Source organism: Duganella sp. FT27W (assembly GCF_009295655.1).
Lineage (GTDB): Bacteria > Pseudomonadota > Gammaproteobacteria > Burkholderiales > Burkholderiaceae_D > Rugamonas > Rugamonas zoogloeoides.
This window is the reverse complement of sequence record NZ_WHIV01000003.1, coordinates 1,087,478-1,105,321: the sequence shown is the minus strand read 5'-3', so window position 1 is coordinate 1,105,321 and position 17,844 is coordinate 1,087,478. Positions and strand designations below refer to the sequence as shown.

Here is a 17,844-nt window from a genome sequence, read left to right as displayed (position 1 = left end):
ACACATGTCCCGTTTCTTTATTGATCGCCCGATTTTCGCCTGGGTGATCGCGATCGTGATCATGCTGGGTGGCGTATTGGCCATTCTCGGCCTGCCGATCGCCCAGTACCCCGCCATCGCACCGCCGTCGATCTCGATCAGCGGCTCGTACCCGGGCGCTTCCGCCAAAACGGTGGAAGACGCTGTTACCCAGGTCATCGAACAGAAGATGAAGGGTATCGACGGCTTGCGCTACATGGCCTCGTCCTCCGATTCGTCGGGCGGCATCAGCATCACGCTGACGTTCGAATCCGGCACCAACCCGGATATCGCGCAGGTGCAGGTGCAGAACAAGCTGCAACTGGCCACGCCGCTGCTGCCTACCGCCGTCACCCAACAGGGCCTGGTGGTCAACAAGGCTACCAAGAACTTCCTGCTGGTGATCGGCTTCGTGTCGGAAGACGGTTCGATGAACCAGGCCGACATTGGCGACTATGTCACCGCCAGCGTGCTCGATCCGATCTCGCGCGTGGAAGGCGTGGGCGACGTGACCAACTTCGGTTCGCAATACGCGATGCGCATCTGGCTCGATCCGGCCAAGCTGCAAAGCTATCAACTGACCCCGGCCGATGTCACCACCGCGATTACCGCGCAGAACACCGAGGTATCCGCCGGTGAACTGGGCGGCGCGCCAGCCGTCGCCGGCCAGCAGCTGAACGCCACCGTGTCGGCCCAGAGCCGCCTGCAAACGGCCGAACAATTCGGCGCCATCCTGCTCAAGACCACCACCAACGGCGCTACCGTGTACCTGCGCGACGTCGCCAAGATGGAGCTGGGCCGCGAAAACTATTCGATCCTGGCCCGTTATAACGGCAATGCTGCTACCGGTATCGCCATCAAGCTGGCCACCGGCGCCAACGCGCTCGACACCGCCGAGGCGGTGAAGACCAAGATCGCGCAGATGGAAAAGCAGTTCCCGCAAGGCCTGAAAGCCATGGTGGCATTCGACACCACGCCGTTCGTCAAGATCTCGATCGAAGAAGTGGTGAAAACCCTGATCGAAGCCGTGATCCTGGTGTTCCTGGTGATGTACCTGTTCCTGCAAAATTTCCGCGCCACCTTGATTCCAACCATGGCCGTACCGGTCGTGCTGCTTGGTACCTTCGGCATCCTGTCGGTGCTCGGTTACTCGATCAATACGCTGACCATGTTCGCCATCGTGCTGGCCATCGGCCTGCTGGTCGATGATGCGATCGTGGTGGTGGAAAACGTCGAGCGGATCATGACCGAGGAGGGGCTGTCCCCGATCGAGGCCACCCGCAAATCGATGGGCCAGATCAGCGGTGCGCTGGTCGGTATCGCCATGGTGCTGTCGGCCGTGTTCGTGCCGATGGCGTTCTTCGGCGGCTCCACCGGTGTGATTTACCGCCAGTTCTCGATTACGATCGTCTCGGCGATGGTGCTCTCGGTGATCGTCGCGATGATCTTCACCCCGGCGCTGTGCGCCACCATGCTCAAGCAGGTGCCGAAAGGCCATGCGATGGCCACTACCGGTTTCTTCGGCTGGTTCAACCGCAATTTCGATCGCGGCAACCGCAAGTACCAGGGCATCGTCGGCTCGATCATCAACAAGAGCGGCATTTCGCTGGTGGTATATGCGCTGATCGTCGCGGTCATGGCGTTCGTGTTCCTGCGCCTGCCAACGTCGTTCCTGCCGGAAGAAGACCAGGGCGTGCTGTTTACCCAGATCCAGCTGCCGACCGGCGCTACCCAGGAGCGCACGCTCAAGACCATCGAAAAGGTCGAGCAGCACTTCATGAACAACGAGAAGGAATCGGTCGCATCGGTATTCGCGGTGGCCGGCTTCAGCTTCGCAGGTAACGGTCAGAACACCGGTATCGCCTTCGTGCGGATGAAAGACTGGTCCGAGCGCAAAGGCAAGGATCATGCGGTCAGCGCGATCGCGGGCCGCGCCATGGGTGCGTTCTCGCAGATCAAGGATGCGATGGTGTTCGCGTTCGCCCCGCCAGCGGTGCTGGAACTGGGTAACGCATCCGGCTTCGACCTGATGTTGCAGGATACCGGTGGCGTAGGCCATGAGGCACTGATGGCAGCACGTAACCAGATGCTGGGCATGGCCGCGCAAAGCAAGGTCATTGTCGGCGTGCGTCCGAACGGCCAGGAAGATACGCCGCAATACAAGATCACCGTGGACCAGCAAAAAGCCGTTGCGCTGGGCTTGGCGATTGCGGACGTGAACCGCGTGCTGAGCACCGCCTGGGGTTCTGCGTATGTGAACGACTTCATCGACCGTGGTCGCGTGAAAAAGGTGTACATCCAGGGCCAGGCCGAAGCACGCATGGTGCCGGAAGACCTGAACAAGTGGTTCGTGCGTAACACGGCTGGCGAGATGGTGCCATTCTCGGCCTTCTCGCACGGCGAGTGGATTTACGCCTCGCCGCGCCTGGAACGCTACAACGGCCTGCCGTCGGTCGAGATCCTGGGCCAGCCGGCGCCGGGCCAGAGTTCGGGCGCCGCGATGGCGGAAGTCGAACGCATGGCGGCGAAACTGCCGCCGGGTATCGGCTACGAGTGGACCGGTCTGTCGACGGAAGAGCGCGACTCCGGTTCGCAAACCACGCAGCTGTATGCGATCTCGATCCTGATCGTGTTCCTGTGCCTGGCCGCGCTGTATGAAAGCTGGTCGGTGCCGTTCTCGGTGCTGCTGATCGTGCCGCTGGGTATCCTCGGTACCGTGCTGGCGACGTTCCTGTTCAAGCTGTCGAACGACGTGTACTTCCAGGTGGGTCTGCTGACCGTGGTGGGCCTGGGTGCGAAGAACGCGATTCTGATCGTGGAATTCGCCAAGGACCTGCAGGAGCAGGGCGTAGAATTGAAGGAAGCAACCCTGCAGGCCGTGCATACGCGTCTGCGTCCGATCCTGATGACGTCGATCGCCTTCGGCCTGGGCGTGCTGCCGCTGGCAATCAGCAGCGGCGCCGGTTCGGGCAGCCAGAACGCGATTGGCGTGGGCGTGCTGGGCGGCATGCTGACGGCGACCTTCCTCGGCATCTTCTTCGTACCATTGTTCTTCGTGCTGGTGCGCGGCCGCTTTGGCAAGACCAAGGCCAAGCCGGCGCCTGACGCTACGCCAGTCGTGGAGGCACATTAATCATGACGATCATGAACAACATGCATAAATCCTTATTCACCCTGGCGGCGCTGGCGCTGCTGGGCGGTTGCAGCCTGGCGCCCGTGTACGAGCGTCCGGCGGCACCGGTGGGCCAGGCCTGGCCTGCCGGCGAAGCCTACAAAGGCTTGCCGGCGGCTGCTGCCGATGCCCGTCCGGTGTCCGAGATCCAGTGGCGCGAGTACTTCGCCGATGCGCGCCTGCGCCAGGTGATTGAACTGGCGCTGGCCAACAACCGCGACCTGCGCGTGTCGGTGCTCAACATCGAGCGTGCCCGCGCCCAGTACAACATCAGCAGCGCGCCGTTGCTGCCGACCGTGTCCGCAGGCGTGGGCCAGAACGCCACCCGCACGCCGCGCACCATGACCGGCACCGGCGAAGCGGCCATCACCCGCCAATACAGCGGCGGACTGTCGCTGGCCGCGTATGAGCTGGACTTCTTCGGCCGCGTACGCAACGGCGCCGAAGCGGGTCTGCAAACCTACCTCGGCACCGAGGAAGCGCGCCGCACGCAGCAAATCAGCCTAGTGGCCGAAGTGGCCAACGCCTGGCTCACGCTCACGGCCGACCAGCAGCGCCTGAAACTGGCGCAGGAAACCCTGCGCAGCCAGCAGACCACGTATGACCTGAGCCGCAAGCGCTTCGACGCCGGCGCCACGTCGGGCGTTGACGTGTACGACGCCCAGACCAGCGTGGAAACGGCGCGCAACGATGTCGCCACCTATACCGCGCAAGTGGCACAGGACCAGAATGCATTGAACCTGCTGGTGGGCGGCACCGTGCCGACCACGCTGCTGCCGGAAGGCGAGCTGGTATCGGTGACCGAACTGACCGCGCTGCCGGGCAGCCTGCCGTCCGACCTGCTGCAGCGTCGTCCCGACGTGCAGCAGGCCGAACGCGCGCTGCGCTCGGCCAACGCCAACATCGGCGTGGCGCGCGCCGCCTTCTTCCCCAGCATTTCGCTGACGGCGTCGGGCGGCAGCGCCAGCCGTGACTTGTCCGGCCTGTTCAAGGCCGGCTCGGGTACGTGGAGCTTCGCGCCGCAGATCAACCTGCCGATCTTCGACGGAGGCGTCAACCGCGCCAATCTCGATATCGCCAAGGCTGACCGCGACATCTCGGTGGCGCAGTACGAAAAAGCGATCCAGGTGGCGTTTCGCGAAGTGGCCGATGCCCTGGCCATTCGCGGCACCATCGACGAGCGCCTGAACTCCCAGCAGGCGCTGGTGCAGGCGGCCGAGAAGAGCTACAACATCAACGAAGCGCGCTATCGCAACGGCGCCGACACGTACCTCAACTCGCTGGTATCGCAGCGTGCGTTGTACCAGGCGCAGCAAGGCCTGATCACCACGCGCCTGAACCAGACCAGCAACGCCGTCACCCTGTACAAGGTGCTGGGCGGCGGCTGGCAGCCGGAGGCGGCACAGGTAACACCCGCGCCACAGGCAACGCAAGCAGTGCAGCCAGCACCGCGCGGCTGATCCTGCGACCATGCGGCGGCCGCGCAGTTGTGCGGCCGCCGCCTACCCAAGGAATTATCATGACCACTTCTCCCGCAAAACGGCGAGTCGATCCCGAGAAGGCAGCGGGGCGGCGTAACCAGGTGCTGGAAGCGGCGGCCGTTTGCTTTGCACGCAGCGGCTTCCACGGCGCCAGCATGTCGGAGATCTCCAAGCAGGCCGGCATGAGCGCCGGCCACATCTACAACTACTTCGACGGCAAGAACGCCATCATCCTCGCGTTCGTGGAGGCGCACTCCGAGTACGTGAGCGACATGCTGAGCAACCTCAATTCGCTCGAAGATCCGCTGCAGGCGATGATCGACGACGCCGAGCGCCATGTCACCGAAGCGCTCGATCCGCAACCGTGGCACGTCTCGATAGAGATGTATGCGGAAGCCTCGCGCAACCCGGTGATCGCCGAGCGCCTGCGCGCCCACGAGGACTCCGCGCGCGGCCAGTTGCGCGAACTGGTGAGGCGTGGCCGCGAACGCCGCAACCTGTCGGTGGAGGACGTGCTGCTCGACAGCCGGATCGACACCATGATCGCGTACTTCCATGGCCTGACCGTGCGCGCCCTGCACCGTCCGGACATGAACCGTGCCGGCCTGACGGAAGCGTTCCAGGTGGCGATGCGCGCCCTTCTTATGACCTGATGCAGGGGGAGAGCGTCTGTTGTAACATGTCCGGTATCCCCAACACGATATCGGAGCATCATGACTGCTTATGTAATCCCCGCCCATGACATCGTCGGCTTGCCAGTAGCCGGCACCGACGCCTTATTCCCGGTGCGCCGCGTGTACTGCGTGGGCCGCAACTACGCGGGCCACGCGCGCGAAATGGGTTCCGACCCGGACCGCGAACCGCCGTTCTTCTTCAGCAAACCGGCTGATGCCCAAGCCGTGGTACCGGTCGCACCAGGCCAGGTGGCCGAGCTGCCGTATCCTCCGGTAACCGCCAACCTGCACTACGAGTGCGAGCTGGTGGTGGCGATTGGCAAAGGCGGCAGCAACATCGCCGTGGAGGACGCAGCAAGCCACATCTTCGGCTACGCGGTCGGCTTCGACATGACCCGCCGCGACCTGCAATTCAAGATGCGCGATGCCGGCCGTCCATGGGAAATCGGCAAGGCGTTCGACTACTCGGCACCGATCGGCGTGATCACCCCGGCCGCCGCCGCCGGCGACATCAACAAGGCCGCGATCGAACTGAAGGTCGATGGCGTGACCAAGCAAACGTCGAGCATCGACGACTTGATCTGGTCGATCGACGAAACCATCGCCAACCTGTCCACGCTGTTTACGCTGGCGCCGGGAGACCTGATCTTCAGCGGCACGCCGGAAGGCGTAGGCGCAGTAGTGCAAGGGCAGGTGCTGGTGGGTACGGTAGCCGGCATCGACGGCATCACGGTCAAAATCGTATAAACGATATATTCAGATAGCGAACGGTCCGTCATCTCGCATTGGCGGACCGCCACGCCAGCGGAAATTCACAGGCCCTCAAATCTGCGCGCGCCAGACGCGCAGCACCTTCTCAAAGCGAAGCGTTAATTGCTTCCAGCCCCGCCAGTGCCCCGCAGGCTAGCCCCACATCCAGTGCCGAGCCAGCGCCCGCCTCACGCGGATTGATCCGCACCAGCCGGCCACCGTAATCGCGCACCACCCGCTGGCTGAAATGCCGCACCGAAGGAATTGCCACCCCGGCGCCCAACTCCACCACCACCGGCCGCCGTACCTTGGCCAGCAACGCCTCCAGCCGCGCCTCCTGCACCGCCGTGCGCCGCTCGACCCAACCGCCATCGCCAAACATCAAGATATTCGGCCGCGCCAGACCGCCGCAATGCGGGCACACCGGCGCTTCATTGAGCAGCCGGCAAGCCGCATCATCGATCTGCGGCACAAACCCGTCCGCCGGCCAGATCGCCTCGCAACAAGGAGTCAGGCATTGCAGGTGATGAATCGAGCCATGGCATTCGAGGATGCGTTGCGGATCGAAGCCAGCGCGCTGGAACTGGCCATCGACATTGCTGGTGAAAACCGCCACCCCATGCGCCATGCGCGCGCCCCAGTCCTTGAGCAGCGCAAAGCCCGCGTGCGGCACCGTCGCGCGATAGAGCTGCAAGCGATGCCCATAAAAGCCCCACGCCAGCGCCGCATCCTCCTCGAACGTGCGCGGCGACGCCACGCTGGCAAACGCCAGCCGCGCCTTCGCCAGGGCAGGGTAGGCCTTCCAGAAGCCGTCATTGCCGCGAAAATCGGGCAAGCCGGAATCGACGCCCATGCCGGCGCCGGCGGCGACAAGCAGCAGGTCGGCTTGGTCTATGAGTGTGGCAGCGCGGGCGATGTCGGTGGTGTTGGTCATGGCGGCTGTGGGGTTTTGACAGGGGAGAGAAAGTAAATCTTACCCGGCACAACACAAACATGACAAATGCTTAAAGTGGCTGCTATAATCTTGGCCTAGTCGGGGCGTAGCGCAGCCTGGTAGCGTACGTGCATGGGGTGCACGGGGTCGGAGGTTCGAATCCTCTCGCCCCGACCAATAGAATCAAGGACTTACAGCATAAACTGTATAAAAGCCCAGCTCGATATTAGACAGTTGTCTAATATCGAGCTGGGCTTAGTCTTTTCAGCGCCGACTTTTTCTTTGATTTACGCCCCCTGCAGGTCCATGTCGATGCTCGAAATGTCGGGGACCGATTCCTTGATGTGAATATTCGTGCTGTCGCGGCGCGCCAGCCTCGGCAGTCCTGTCCCCTCCAAGGTCCATCCGCACTGTCGGGATCAGTGATGCTGACTTTATCAAGCAATATTCCCTGTGCTCAAGTATTTATCCTCGCGCTGCGTAGTGCTTCCGGTTCGAGTTCAGGATATTCTAAATGAATAGACTTCATGATCTTGAAATACATGTCGGCCATAATTGCTCCGGCAGCACGTCTGTAATCGTTAAACTCGTCTTCAGTGCAATTATCCCGGACCAAGTAAATGGATCCGTTTAGTTGGCCGTATTGATCGACCAGCATGTCATTTAGTTGAGTGGCAATTTCTTTCTTCATTTATTTAATACCATCCTTGATGTCCTGTTCCAAATAAGCTCATGTTCGTGCTTTTTTCTTGATTACAGCCATCATTCGCTGCAAAGTCGGCTTTGTCTCAATTTCTCGGGTTCCAACTCAGAGTGTTCGTTATGGATGGGCCTCATTACATTGAGGTAAATTTCCAACATAATCTTTCCGATCTCTGTACGGTTATTCAGAAAATCTTCTTCTAAGCCCCCATTTTTTATGACCCTCAGCGCTTCATTGAGATTGCCATTTGCCTGATCCATCAAACTCAAGACCACTTTCGCGATTTCTTTGTCCATTATCTTCCTGAAGTGTGGCCACCATGCCACCTGGCGGGCGTTGCAAATAATATAGCAAGCTAAGGCAAAAGATAAGCCATGCCGGCGGCCTTTGCTACCCCTGCTTGATGTTCAAGGTCAGGATGTTTTACTCGTATGCCCCCAACCGCCGCTGCTCATCCGGCGAAAACAGGGTATCGGTCACTCGCTGTACCTGCACCGGATCCTGCACTCCCACGCCCAGCGCCGCCTTTTGCGCTCGCCAGGCAGTGATACGCTGCTGCCACTGCGTTTCCTCGCGATCGAGTTCCCCTAGCCGCGCCGCCGCTTCCGGCGAGAACGTCGCCGCGCGCAGCCGATAGACTTCATTGTCGCCACCACCGTGCGCGCGCAAGTCGCGCACTGCGGCATCGAGCGCGCTGACCTGTTGTGGCGCGTCGCGTGCGAGGCGCTGGGCCGGCGGTAGCGCCGCGTCGAGGGCAGCGAGCTTGCGCTGCCGCTGCGCCTCGTCCAGCGTGGCGTCGGCCAGCACTGTCATGCGCGCCACGGTGTCGTCATCGCGCGCGTCTTCTGGCCCGAACAGGCCGGCGCTTTCCTGCGCCGTGAAATACGTGGCGCGCAGCGTGCGCTTCGCTTGCAGTCTTGCTCGTGCTGCTTGCAGTGCATCGGCGGACGGCGGCAGCTTTTGTTCGATGCCGGCTAGTGCCTGCTTGTAGGCGAGGTAGGCGCCGAGCAGGCGCTTCGCTTGGCGCGCCGGCGCCGGCGCCAGGCGGCGGTCGAGTTCCAGTTCGATCTGGCTGCGGATGGCGGCCAGCGGCTTTTCGCCGAGGCCTGCCAGGTAGTAGTCGAACAGGTGGCCCAGTTCCGCATCGATCACCAGGGCATCGTCGGTGGCGACGGTCACGTTGCCGTCGGGCCGCGTACCTTCCATCGAGCGCACGAACGCGAACAGATCGGGGTCTTGCTTTGGCAGCGGTGGCGCCGGCGGTTCGCCGCGCGCCAGCGACCAGTACAGCGCCAGGGCGGCGAGGGCGCCCGCTGTGATCAGTGTCGTGGTCGTGCGCATGGCGTCTTCCTTACAGGCCCAGGCCCTGCAGGCGATTGGCCTGCTGGCGGAACACGGTTACGGGCGAGGTCTCGAACAGGTTGACGATGCCGACGAACTGGTTGATTTCATCGAGGTGGTTCATGGCGTAGTCGTCGCGGATCACTTTGCCCAGGTGGCTCGAGCAGCTGCTGACCAGGCCATCGTTCTTGGCGCCGCCGAAGGCCAGGCTGATGACGGCCAGCGCCGGGTCGCCAACGTCCAGCGCATTGGTGTAGGGCTGCGCGCCGCTCCACGAAAAATAATATACGCCGCGTTCCTGGTAGGCGCCTTCGCCGCAGGCGGTCGTCGGCACGCCCTGCGGATGGCGGCTGTTGAAGGCCTGTGAGCCGGCGGTCGATAGCGAGGCCATGGCCGCACCAGCGTTTTGCGGCAAGCCCTTGTTACCGGAGATGATGCCGATCAGCGAGGCGAGGGCGTCGCCCAGTGCGCCGCCGGTATTGGGGATGGTGCCGGCCAGGATGTCGGCCACTTTCGAGCCCTTGTTGACGCCTGCCACGCTGGTCACCGAAGCCACCAGGTCGGGCCGCACGGATGCGACATAGCGCGCAGTCGGGCCGCCGTGGCTATGGCCGATCAGATTGACCTTGGCCGCGCCGGTGACGGCGAGGATTTGCCGCACCTGCGACAGCAATTGTTCGCCACGCACCTCGGTGCTGTTGGCGGCTGATACGGTGACGGTGTACACCTTGGCGCCGCCGCTGGTGAGGGCGGCGGGGATGCCATAAAAGTATTCGACGGGGCCGAGCTTGTCGAAGCCGAACAGGCCGTGTACCAGCACGATCGGATATTTGGTCTGGGTGTAGCCGGCAGCGCCGGCGGTGACAGGCAGGCCGATGCAGCAGGCCAGGACGAGGGTGGACAGCAGTTGCCAGAAGCGGGTCTTCATTTTGTCTCCGTTATTTTTGTGGAAAATGTCGATGCTGTAGCGTACCGGCGGTGCCTTCTGTCGTGATCTTTGTCGCAACTAATAAAGCAAGCGCTCGGTCTGTTAAATGTAGCACTGGCGTGCTTGAATGGCTTGTCAATTCGATATTGCGGTGCAATACGACTGGCTGTTTAGTTGCTGGGATGCTGCGTTCATGGGGCTGCAACTAAGCTGCCGCCTAAAGTTTTGCTTTTCCCATCGCCCCGATAAAAGTAAAAAGCGGGCAGCTCGTCACTGAGCCACCCGCTTTCTCTGTACTGGATATTTCAGACCATCACATGTAAATCAACGCCCCAACGCCATCACCTTGCCCCAAGCCGCCACAAAGTCTCCGACGAACTTCTGCTCACCATCAGCACTGCCATACACCTCGGCAATCGCCCGCAAGTGCGCGTTCGAGCCGAAGATCAGGTCGACGCGGCTGGCGCGCCAGGTGATGGCGCCGGTTTTGCGGTTGCGGCCTTCGAACGCTTCGGCTGCTGGCGATGTCGCCGTCCATACCGTGCCCATGTCGAGCAGGTTGACGAAGAAGTCGTTGGTCAGCGTGCCACGGCGGCTGGTGAATTCGCCGGCGTCGGACTGCGGGCTGTTCGCGCCGAGTACGCGCAGGCCGCCGACCAGCGCGGTCATTTCGGGTGCGGTCAGGGTCAGCAACTGGGCGCGGTCCACCAGCAGGGCTTCGGCCGGGACGGCGTAGCGCGTCTTCTGGTAGTTGCGGAAGCCGTCGGCGATCGGTTCCAGCACATCGAACGACGCGGCGTCGGTCTGTTCCTGGGTGGCGTCGGTGCGGCCGGGCGTGAAGGGGACCGTGACGGCGTGGCCGGCTTGCCTGGCCGCTTCTTCGACGGCGGCAGCGCCGGCCAGTACGATGAGGTCGGCCAGCGATACGCGCTTGCCGCCGGCAGCTTTGCCGTTGAAGTCGGCCTGCACTTTTTCCAGCGTGGCGAGCACCTTGCCCAGTTGCTCCGGCTGATTGGCAGCCCAGTCTTTTTGCGGCGCCAGGCGCACGCGCGCACCATCGGCGCCGCCGCGCAGGTCGGAACCGCGATAGGTCGAAGCCGATGCCCATGCCGTCGATACCAGTTCGGAAACCGTCAGGCCTGAACCCAGGATGGCTGCCTTGAGCGCTGCGGTATCGGCAGCGTCGATCAGCGGGTGATCCACTGCCGGTACCGGGTCTTGCCAGATGAAGTCTTCGTCAGGAACGTCGGCGCCGAGGTAGCGGGTTTTCGGGCCCATGTCGCGGTGGGTGAGCTTGAACCAGGCGCGCGCAAAGACATCGGCAAATTCGCCCGGGTTGGCCAGGAAGCGGCGCGAGATCGGCTCGTAGATCGGATCGACGCGCAGCGCCAGGTCGGTGGTCAGCATGGTCGGCAGCAGTTTTTTCGACGGGTCGTGCGCGTGCGGAATGACTGCCTGCGCATCCTTGGCAAACCATTGATGAGCGCCGGCCGGGCTCTTGCCCAGTTCCCATTCGAAGCCGAACAGGTGCTCGAAGAAGTCGTTGCTCCACTGGGCCGGCGTTTTGGTCCAAGTCACTTCCAGGCCGCTGGTGATGGTGTCGCCGCCTTTGCCGCTGCCAAACTTGTTATGCCAGCCGAAGCCCTGGGCGGCAATGTCGGCCGCTTCGGGTTCGGGGCCGACGTTGTCGGCCGGGCCGGCGCCGTGGGTCTTGCCGAAGCTGTGGCCACCGGCGATCAGGGCGACGGTTTCCTCGTCGTCCATGCCCATGCGCGCGAACGTGTCGCGGATATCGTACGCGGCCAGCAGCGGATCGGGATTGCCGTCGGGGCCTTCCGGGTTCACGTAGATCAGGCCCATTTGCACGGCGGCCAGCGGATTTTCGAGGTTGCGGCTGTGGACATCGCCATCGGCGTCGTCGTCCGAGACCAGTACGCCGCCTGCTTTTTCCACGCCATCGCTGCCGTGGGCGTAACGCAGGTCGCCGCCAAGCCAGGTGGTTTCGCGGCCCCAATACACGTCTTGGTCCGGTTCCCAGGTATCGACGCGGCCGCCCGCGAAACCAATGGTCTTGAAGCCCATGGTTTCCAGCGCGACGTTACCGGTCAAAATAATCAGGTCGGCCCACGAAATTTTGCGGCCATATTTTTGCTTGATCGGCCAGACCAGGCGGCGCGCCTTGTCGAGGCTGACGTTGTCGGGCCAGCTGTTGAGCGGTGCGAAGCGCTGCTGGCCACGACGTGCGCCGCCACGGCCGTCGCCGGTGCGGTAGGTGCCCGCGCTGTGCCAGGCCATGCGGATGAACAGTCCTCCGTAGTGGCCGAAATCGGCCGGCCACCAGTCCTGCGAGTCGGTCATCAGGGCGGCCAGGTCGCGCTTGACGGCTGCCAGGTCGAGGCTCTCGAACTCCTTGCGATAGTCGAAGTCGGCGCCCATCGGGTCCGACTTGGCGGAGTGCTGGTGCAGCAGGTCGAGACGCAGCTGGTCGGGCCACCAGTCGCGGTTGGTGGTGCCGGCGTTGTTGGCCTGGCTGAACGGGCATTTCGATGCGCTATGGTCATTGCTCATGGTTGATCCTTGGTTGAAGAACGGACGGTTTCGTCGGTGGGCCTCATGGCACAGCAGTCTTATGATAGCTGAACGCGAAGGCGTTGCCTTCACCAGAAAGATGGGCATACCGTCAGTGATAAAAAATGCAACCGGTGGTTTATACTCGCCCGATAAGTCCGTATCCCTTCACCCAAGGAGACACCCGATGAACACAGCACCAAGCCTGCTCCTGCCGCTGATCCTGGCCTTGGCTACATCCACAGCCCACGCCCAGGACCGCCAACGGGACGACCGCGATGATCACGGCCCCGATCTGCAACTGGTCTGTTACGGCGGCGCCGAGAAAACCACCGCCGAAGTCCACTCGGGCTACGAGTGGGACCCGCAGCAGCACAAGTACGTGCCCAAGCAAAGCGTGGAAACCGGCAAAGCCGATTTTCAGGCCACCATCACTGTCTCCATTCACGCCGATCGCGGCGATATCCAGTTACCCAAAAGCCTGATTCCGCCGCTGCATGGCGACAACCGCGATGGCTGGTGGCGCATCGATGACCTGCTCGTGGGGCACGACGAGATTCGCGGCAAATTCCGCCTCAATGCACTGAACCAGCCGCGCCTGTCGATCAACCGCCGCAGCGGCGCCATCACCATCGATGGCATGATCAAGTTCAATGGCCGCTGCGATGCAGACGATGGCCATCGAAGGTTCTAGAAGCATGGCGCGTGTATCGTTCAAGCTGGCGACTCTCGTATTCGGCGCGCTGCTGGCCGGCGTCGTTTTGGCGCAAGGCGCGAAGGTGTCGTCGCCGGTGGAACTGGCGCGGCGCGCGGATGCGCTCAAGCCGGGGCAGTGGGTATGGGCGCCGCGCATTGCGCCCTCCGGGCCGGTGCTGGTGTACGTGGATTTGTCGCGCCAGGTCGCGACGATTTATCGCAACGGTGTGCGCATCGGCGTATCGACTGTCTCCACGGGAAAACCGGGGCACGCCACACCCACCGGCGTCTTCACCATCCTGGAAAAGAATGTGGAACATCACTCCAACGCCTACAACAACGCCAGCATGCCGTACCAGCAGCGCCTGACCTGGGATGGCGTGGCCTTGCACGCGGGCGGTCTGCCCGGCTACCCGGAAAGCCACGGCTGCGTGCATTTGCCGTATGCGTTTGCGCGCGAACTGTTCGACGCCACCCGGCGCGGCACCACCGTGGTGGTGACCGGCGATGCCAGCCACGCGGTGACCACCGACAGCGCAGATGTGTTGGCGCCGTCAGCCGTCGTCGGCGAACAGGCCGGGGAGTTTTGGGCGCCGGAGCGCGCTGCATCGGGGCCGGTGACGATCGTCATTTCGCGCAGTGACCAGGCGGTGGTGGTGCTGAGGAATGGCGTGGAAATCGGCCGCGCCCGCGCCGCCCTGCCGGCCGACAGCGATGCCACCCATGTGCTCACGCTGGGGACGGGGGCCACCGGCGCACCGGCATGGTTCTACGTTGGCGTAGCCGGACATGCCAACGAATCCGGCAGGCCGGTAGATGAGGCGGTGCGCAACCGGGTGCAGGTGGCGCCGGATTTTTATGCAAAAGTGGCGCCGCTGCTGCTGCCCGGAACCACCTTGCTGGTGACCGCCGAACCGCTGTCGCAGGGCGATGCTGGCACGCCGCTGACCGTACTCAATGGCCGCGAGGACGCGCCGCGTTCCGGAGAGAGATAAAGCATAGGTGTCGTCGCCAGTGATAGCGGCATACCATGGGCTCGCGGCGGGCTTATGCGGGCTGGTCTCCAGTCGGTTTGCGCAGATGGATATTGAGCTGTTGATACGGGATCTCGATGCCGGCTGCCTGCAAGGCAGCGAGGATTTTTTCCAGCAGGTCGCCGCGCACGTGCATCCAGCGGCCCACGTCGGTGGTCCATGCGCGCACGGAGAAATTGATGCCGTTGTCGCCGGCGCCGGTCAACAGCACCACCGGCGCCGGATCGGCCGCCACGCCGGCGGTGGCGCTGGTGGTCGCGTTCAGGATCGCGGTCACTTGCGACGGATCGGTGCCATACGCCACGTTGATCGTGATCTCGAAACGGCGGCTGCGGTCGTACATGGTCCAGTTGGTGAGGTTGCCGCTCAGGAGCAGTCCATTCGGCACGACCGAGTCTGCACCTTCGAAGGTGCGGATGGTGGTGGCGCGCAGGCTGATTTCGCGGACGGTGCCGGAGACGCCGGCGGCGTCGATCATGTCGCCGGGCTGGATTGGGCGCTCGAACATCAGCACCACGCCCGAGACAAAATTGTTGACCACGTTTTGCAGGCCGAAGCCGATGCCCACGCCCAGCGCGCCGAAAATAAACATCAACTGGCTGACCTTGAAGCCGGCAGCCGACAGCGCAAACAGAATCCCCAGCAACAGCACACCGTAGTAGCTGAGCGAAGCGATGCTGTTGCCCACGCCGCGCGGCAGCCTGCTGTGGCCAGGGAGTTCCTCGCGCAGCAGGCGCCGTACCGCTTGCGCAATCCACATCGCCAGCCACGTCGAGAACACGAACACCAGCACGTCGCCCAGATGGATCGATACTTCACCGACCTCGATGCCCAGGGCCAGCACCGAGCTGCCGGCGCTGTGCAATGGCCGCAGCAGGCGGAAACGGTGCAGGCTGTAGAGCAGCCAGCCGATCAGCGCGGCCAGCATCAGCAGGCGGTCCAGGGCCGCTTGCAGGGCGGGGCCCTGGCGGTGCACCAGCGAACGGCCGGCCAATCGTGATTGGCTCAGCACCACCCGCAGCAATCCCTGGCAGGCCGTGACGCTGGCGTATAGCAGCAGCGCCATGTAGCCGCTCTCGATCACGCCACTGGTCAGGGTTTCGGCCAGCGAGATGTTGCCGGCCACATTGCAGATGGCCGCCACCGCCAGGATCAGCAGCACGCTCCACTCCAGCGGGCGGCGGGCGCTTTTCAGTGCCTTGAAGCGGCCGATCGGCGGCGACCAGGGCCGGCGCAGCATCCACAGCGTCAGGCCCAGCGCCAGCAGGTTGAGCACCAGCGTAAACAACCGGTAGATGCCGACGTCGGCAACCAACGCCACGCCCAGGCGGTCGATCGCGTACAGGCCCACGGCGATGGCGGGCCGCATGCCGAGCCAGGCGGCAGTATCCCCGGGCAGCAAGCGCAGCACCGGGACCAGGGCCAGCACCAGTGCGAACTCCTGCACCAGTAATGGCGCGTCGGGTTCGAACACCAGCACCGCCAGCATGGCCAGCAGCAGCCAGACTGAGATCGGCCGTCGCAAGGCGCCGGTGTTGTTGCCCGTCCCGGCATCGGCGGTTTCACCGTGGCGCCGGCTGCGCAGCGCCAGGGCCAGGATCAGCGGCAGCAGCAGGATCTGCACCACGCGCAGCGCCTGCTGGTTGCCAGTGCCGGCGGCGTTGTAATCGCGCGCAAAGCGGGTTTCGATTTCCAGGCCGCGCTGCACCGCGCCTTGCGCGCCGGCGCCGATGCTCAAATCCTGCCACAGCGGCGGCACATCGATTTTCAGCAGGCGGCGGTCGATATCGTCGATGGCAGCGGCAACATCGTTTTTGCCGCTGCGGATGCGCGCCTTGATGGTGCTGGCGCGCTGGGTCAGTTCGAACTGGGCGGCCAGGGCCGCACCCAGCGCCGCCTCGCACTCGTCGATCTGCGCCAGCACGGCATCGACGCGGGTGGACATTACCGGTGGCAGGCCATCGAGCACGCCGGCACTGCGCGCCGCCGACCACGCCAGGCGCCGCTGCGCCAGTTGCATGGCGCTTTCCTCGTAAGGGGCGAAGGCCGCGCGGGACTCGGCTTCCCACCGCGCATAGCGGCGGGCGTCGAACTCCCAGTGCCGGTCGAGGCTCTCGAGCCGCATGATGGGCAACTCGCGCAGCGCGGCGCCCTGGGTGGTCAGCAGCTTGGCGTTGACCGGCTCGGCGATGGCGTCGAGGGCGCCGCGCAGGCGGTTGAACGGTGACGGTGCGGCCAGCAGCTGGCGGGAAAAATCGACCAGTTGCTGGTCTTCGTCGGCTTGCTTGAGGATGTCCTGGACGGCGATGGGGGCGGTTAGTGTGCCTCGGGCCGCAGGCTGCAGTGGCGCCGCTATTGCGGCCGGCAACCCGGCAATGGTCAGTGCCAGCAGCCAGATCGTCGCGGCGAGTAAACGTGCGGACGAGGTCACGACACGGACCAGCGTTTGCATGCAAGCCTTTCCCATGGGCAGGCGCCGGGTGCCGCCCGGCCGGAAGCGTCAGGCAGCGACGCTTCGGCTATGATACAGAGAGAAGTGCCGAATTGGTAAGATTCTTCTGCTGACCAGGACAGCCTTTGGATAGCGGCGGAAAGTGTCGCTGCAAGGCCGTCTTTTTGCAATTCCAAACCGTTTTGTCACTATTTTGAGAATTTCAGGCACTAGCGGGTTTGCCGCGTTGATGCCAAGATAGCGTCATGACAAACATCTATCGTAGTCAATTCCGCATGCCGTTTTCGCTGTTCGAAAAGTTGAAGGCAGAAGCTGGCAAGGCCGGCCGCAGCGTCAACGCCGAACTGGTGGGGCGGCTGGAGCGGAGCCTGACGGACAGCTCCAACGACATCGATATGCGCATCATTTTCGAGGCGCTCGAACGGCTGTCCCAGCGCAACCCCGAATTGCGCTACAGCTTTGGCGTCAACCTCGGTAACCAGCGCGACGTGCGTCCGTCCGAAATCGAAAGCGGCAACTGGACCCTGGCCGCCGATCCGGACAACCCGGTGGCAGACCTGCTGGCGAAAAAACAGGCCGGGGTGCCGGCCAAGTAAGCGCTGAACCCGGGCGCTGAATCGTCTTACAGGAAGCGATCCAGTAACTTCTTGCTGTGCTTGTCCAACTCGCGCACGTCGCGCACCAGGAAGTGAATCCCGTGGATGTCCGAGATCAGGAGCGTATCGGCCGTCAGCCGGCGGATGTCTTCTTCGCCGCGCAGCACGAATTCGGTGTCGCCCCGGTCGGTATTGACGGTCCAGGTGCAAGGCGTGGCAAAGCTGGTCACGGCCACGATGCGGCTGATCTCGGGCATGAATTCGCGCCCGCTCAATTCTTCGCGCACCAGCGCGCCCACCGCTGCCGGCAAATCCTCGATGCGGTCGATCCAGGCCACTTCCTTGCCGTCGTGATTGACCAGCGCGATGCCATCTTCCGGCGCCTGCACCGGGAAGGCGCGCACCGCTGCCACGCCTTCGTGGACCACGCCATCAAGCGTGGTCAGTACCAGTTTGCCGAAGGGGTTGCGTATCAGTTCAAAGTTAATGCTCATCTG

15 protein-coding genes and 1 tRNA gene are annotated in these 17,844 nt (G+C 63.3%); 8 read left to right on the top strand and 8 right to left on the bottom strand.

All coding sequences use genetic code 11. The annotated features are described in order from the left end of the window. Nucleotides 1-4 precede the first annotated feature (4 nt). Genes F8197_RS16735 through F8197_RS16720 form a run of 4 tightly spaced genes read left to right on the top strand, consistent with a single transcriptional unit; the run spans nt 5 to nt 6,092 of the window. Nucleotides 5-3,151, top strand: coding sequence for an efflux RND transporter permease subunit (locus F8197_RS16735; protein WP_152882780.1), 3,147 nt, complete (start codon nt 5-7; stop codon nt 3,149-3,151). A gap of 20 nt (nt 3,152-3,171) precedes the next feature. Continuing rightward, nucleotides 3,172-4,650, top strand: a complete 1,479-nt coding sequence (adeC, locus tag F8197_RS16730; protein WP_056139578.1) for an AdeC/AdeK/OprM family multidrug efflux complex outer membrane factor — start codon at nt 3,172-3,174, stop codon at nt 4,648-4,650. A gap of 59 nt (nt 4,651-4,709) precedes the next feature. Next, nucleotides 4,710-5,324: a TetR/AcrR family transcriptional regulator gene (locus tag F8197_RS16725; RefSeq protein WP_056139548.1), complete on the top strand. Its 615-nt coding sequence runs from the start codon at nt 4,710-4,712 to the stop codon at nt 5,322-5,324. Nucleotides 5,325-5,384: 60 nt separating this feature from the next. Beyond that, a complete protein-coding gene (locus tag F8197_RS16720; protein WP_152882779.1) occupies nt 5,385-6,092 on the top strand; it encodes a fumarylacetoacetate hydrolase family protein in 708 nt (235 codons plus the stop codon). A gap of 109 nt (nt 6,093-6,201) precedes the next feature. Here the strand turns inward: F8197_RS16720 and F8197_RS16715 are convergent, their stop codons facing one another. Beyond that, nucleotides 6,202-7,029 carry a Sir2 family NAD-dependent protein deacetylase gene (locus F8197_RS16715; RefSeq protein WP_152882778.1) on the bottom strand — a complete coding sequence of 276 codons (828 nt, stop codon included), beginning with the start codon at nt 7,027-7,029 and terminating at the stop codon, nt 6,202-6,204. Nucleotides 7,030-7,129: 100 nt separating this feature from the next. On the opposite strand from F8197_RS16715, the gene F8197_RS16710 reads away from it, so the two are divergent. Beyond that, nucleotides 7,130-7,206 (top strand) — tRNA-Pro (locus F8197_RS16710). A 280-nt stretch (nt 7,207-7,486) separates the two neighbouring features. Here the strand turns inward: F8197_RS16710 and F8197_RS16705 are convergent. From F8197_RS16705 to katG, 5 genes are all read right to left on the bottom strand, one after another. Beyond that, entirely contained in the window at nt 7,487-7,720 is a 234-nt protein-coding gene (locus F8197_RS16705) for a hypothetical protein (RefSeq protein ID WP_152882777.1), read from the bottom strand. 71 nt (nt 7,721-7,791) lie between these two features. Further along, on the bottom strand, nt 7,792-8,028 hold the full coding sequence (locus F8197_RS16700; RefSeq protein WP_152882776.1) for a hypothetical protein: 237 nt from the start codon (nt 8,026-8,028) through the stop codon (nt 7,792-7,794). Between the two features lie 127 nt (nt 8,029-8,155). Then, nucleotides 8,156-9,073 (bottom strand): lipase secretion chaperone, encoded by a 918-nt coding sequence (locus F8197_RS16695; RefSeq protein WP_152882775.1) that lies wholly within the window; start codon nt 9,071-9,073, stop codon nt 8,156-8,158. Nucleotides 9,074-9,083: 10 nt separating this feature from the next. Further along, the gene (locus tag F8197_RS16690; protein WP_152882774.1) at nt 9,084-10,001 is read right to left on the bottom strand and encodes a triacylglycerol lipase; all 918 of its coding nucleotides are present in this window, start codon (nt 9,999-10,001) and stop codon (nt 9,084-9,086) included. A gap of 324 nt (nt 10,002-10,325) precedes the next feature. Beyond that, the gene (gene katG, locus F8197_RS16685) at nt 10,326-12,569 is read right to left on the bottom strand and encodes a catalase/peroxidase HPI (protein WP_152882773.1); all 2,244 of its coding nucleotides are present in this window, start codon (nt 12,567-12,569) and stop codon (nt 10,326-10,328) included. Nucleotides 12,570-12,756: 187 nt separating this feature from the next. Here katG and F8197_RS16680 point away from each other — a divergent pair, with 187 nt between their 5' ends. Together F8197_RS16680 and F8197_RS16675 are read left to right on the top strand one after the other, a co-directional pair. Further along, the gene (locus F8197_RS16680) at nt 12,757-13,263 is read left to right on the top strand and encodes a hypothetical protein (RefSeq protein WP_152882772.1); all 507 of its coding nucleotides are present in this window, start codon (nt 12,757-12,759) and stop codon (nt 13,261-13,263) included. Continuing rightward, complete coding sequence (locus tag F8197_RS16675; protein ID WP_227012280.1) at nt 13,235-14,260, top strand: L,D-transpeptidase family protein; 1,026 nt, start codon at nt 13,235-13,237, stop codon at nt 14,258-14,260. The genes F8197_RS16680 and F8197_RS16675 overlap by 29 nt, the downstream gene beginning before the upstream one ends. Before the next feature lie 52 nt (nt 14,261-14,312). Here the strand turns inward: F8197_RS16675 and F8197_RS16670 are convergent, their stop codons facing one another. Further along, complete coding sequence (locus F8197_RS16670; RefSeq protein ID WP_193333449.1) at nt 14,313-16,751, bottom strand: mechanosensitive ion channel family protein; 2,439 nt, start codon at nt 16,749-16,751, stop codon at nt 14,313-14,315. A gap of 245 nt (nt 16,752-16,996) precedes the next feature. On the opposite strand from F8197_RS16670, the gene F8197_RS16665 reads away from it, so the two are divergent. Beyond that, on the top strand, nt 16,997-17,347 hold the full coding sequence (locus tag F8197_RS16665; RefSeq protein WP_152882769.1) for an Arc family DNA-binding protein: 351 nt from the start codon (nt 16,997-16,999) through the stop codon (nt 17,345-17,347). 26 nt (nt 17,348-17,373) lie between these two features. Here the strand turns inward: F8197_RS16665 and F8197_RS16660 are convergent, their stop codons facing one another. Further along, nucleotides 17,374-17,841: a DUF1854 domain-containing protein gene (locus tag F8197_RS16660; protein ID WP_152882768.1), complete on the bottom strand. Its 468-nt coding sequence runs from the start codon at nt 17,839-17,841 to the stop codon at nt 17,374-17,376. Between the last annotated feature and the right edge of the window lie 3 nt (nt 17,842-17,844).

Excerpts from the sequence above, each read along its gene's own strand:
- F8197_RS16700 (WP_152882776.1), bottom strand. The coding sequence starts at position 8,028 with ATGGACAAAGAAATCGCGAAAGTGGTCTTGAGTTTGATGGATCAGGCA.
- katG (WP_152882773.1), bottom strand. The coding sequence starts at position 12,569 with ATGAGCAATGACCATAGCGCATCGAAATGCCCGTTCAGCCAGGCCAAC.
- F8197_RS16665 (WP_152882769.1), top strand. The coding sequence starts at position 16,997 with ATGACAAACATCTATCGTAGTCAATTCCGCATGCCGTTTTCGCTGTTC.
- F8197_RS16695 (WP_152882775.1), bottom strand. The coding sequence starts at position 9,073 with ATGCGCACGACCACGACACTGATCACAGCGGGCGCCCTCGCCGCCCTG.
- F8197_RS16720 (WP_152882779.1), top strand. The coding sequence starts at position 5,385 with ATGACTGCTTATGTAATCCCCGCCCATGACATCGTCGGCTTGCCAGTA.
- F8197_RS16690 (WP_152882774.1), bottom strand. The coding sequence starts at position 10,001 with ATGAAGACCCGCTTCTGGCAACTGCTGTCCACCCTCGTCCTGGCCTGC.
- F8197_RS16705 (WP_152882777.1), bottom strand. The coding sequence starts at position 7,720 with ATGAAGAAAGAAATTGCCACTCAACTAAATGACATGCTGGTCGATCAA.
- adeC (WP_056139578.1), top strand. The coding sequence starts at position 3,172 with ATGCATAAATCCTTATTCACCCTGGCGGCGCTGGCGCTGCTGGGCGGT.
- F8197_RS16670 (WP_193333449.1), bottom strand. The coding sequence starts at position 16,751 with ATGCAAACGCTGGTCCGTGTCGTGACCTCGTCCGCACGTTTACTCGCC.
- F8197_RS16680 (WP_152882772.1), top strand. The coding sequence starts at position 12,757 with ATGAACACAGCACCAAGCCTGCTCCTGCCGCTGATCCTGGCCTTGGCT.
- F8197_RS16725 (WP_056139548.1), top strand. The coding sequence starts at position 4,710 with ATGACCACTTCTCCCGCAAAACGGCGAGTCGATCCCGAGAAGGCAGCG.
- F8197_RS16715 (WP_152882778.1), bottom strand. The coding sequence starts at position 7,029 with ATGACCAACACCACCGACATCGCCCGCGCTGCCACACTCATAGACCAA.
- F8197_RS16675 (WP_227012280.1), top strand. The coding sequence starts at position 13,235 with ATGCAGACGATGGCCATCGAAGGTTCTAGAAGCATGGCGCGTGTATCG.
- F8197_RS16660 (WP_152882768.1), bottom strand. The coding sequence starts at position 17,841 with ATGAGCATTAACTTTGAACTGATACGCAACCCCTTCGGCAAACTGGTA.
- F8197_RS16735 (WP_152882780.1), top strand. The coding sequence starts at position 5 with ATGTCCCGTTTCTTTATTGATCGCCCGATTTTCGCCTGGGTGATCGCG.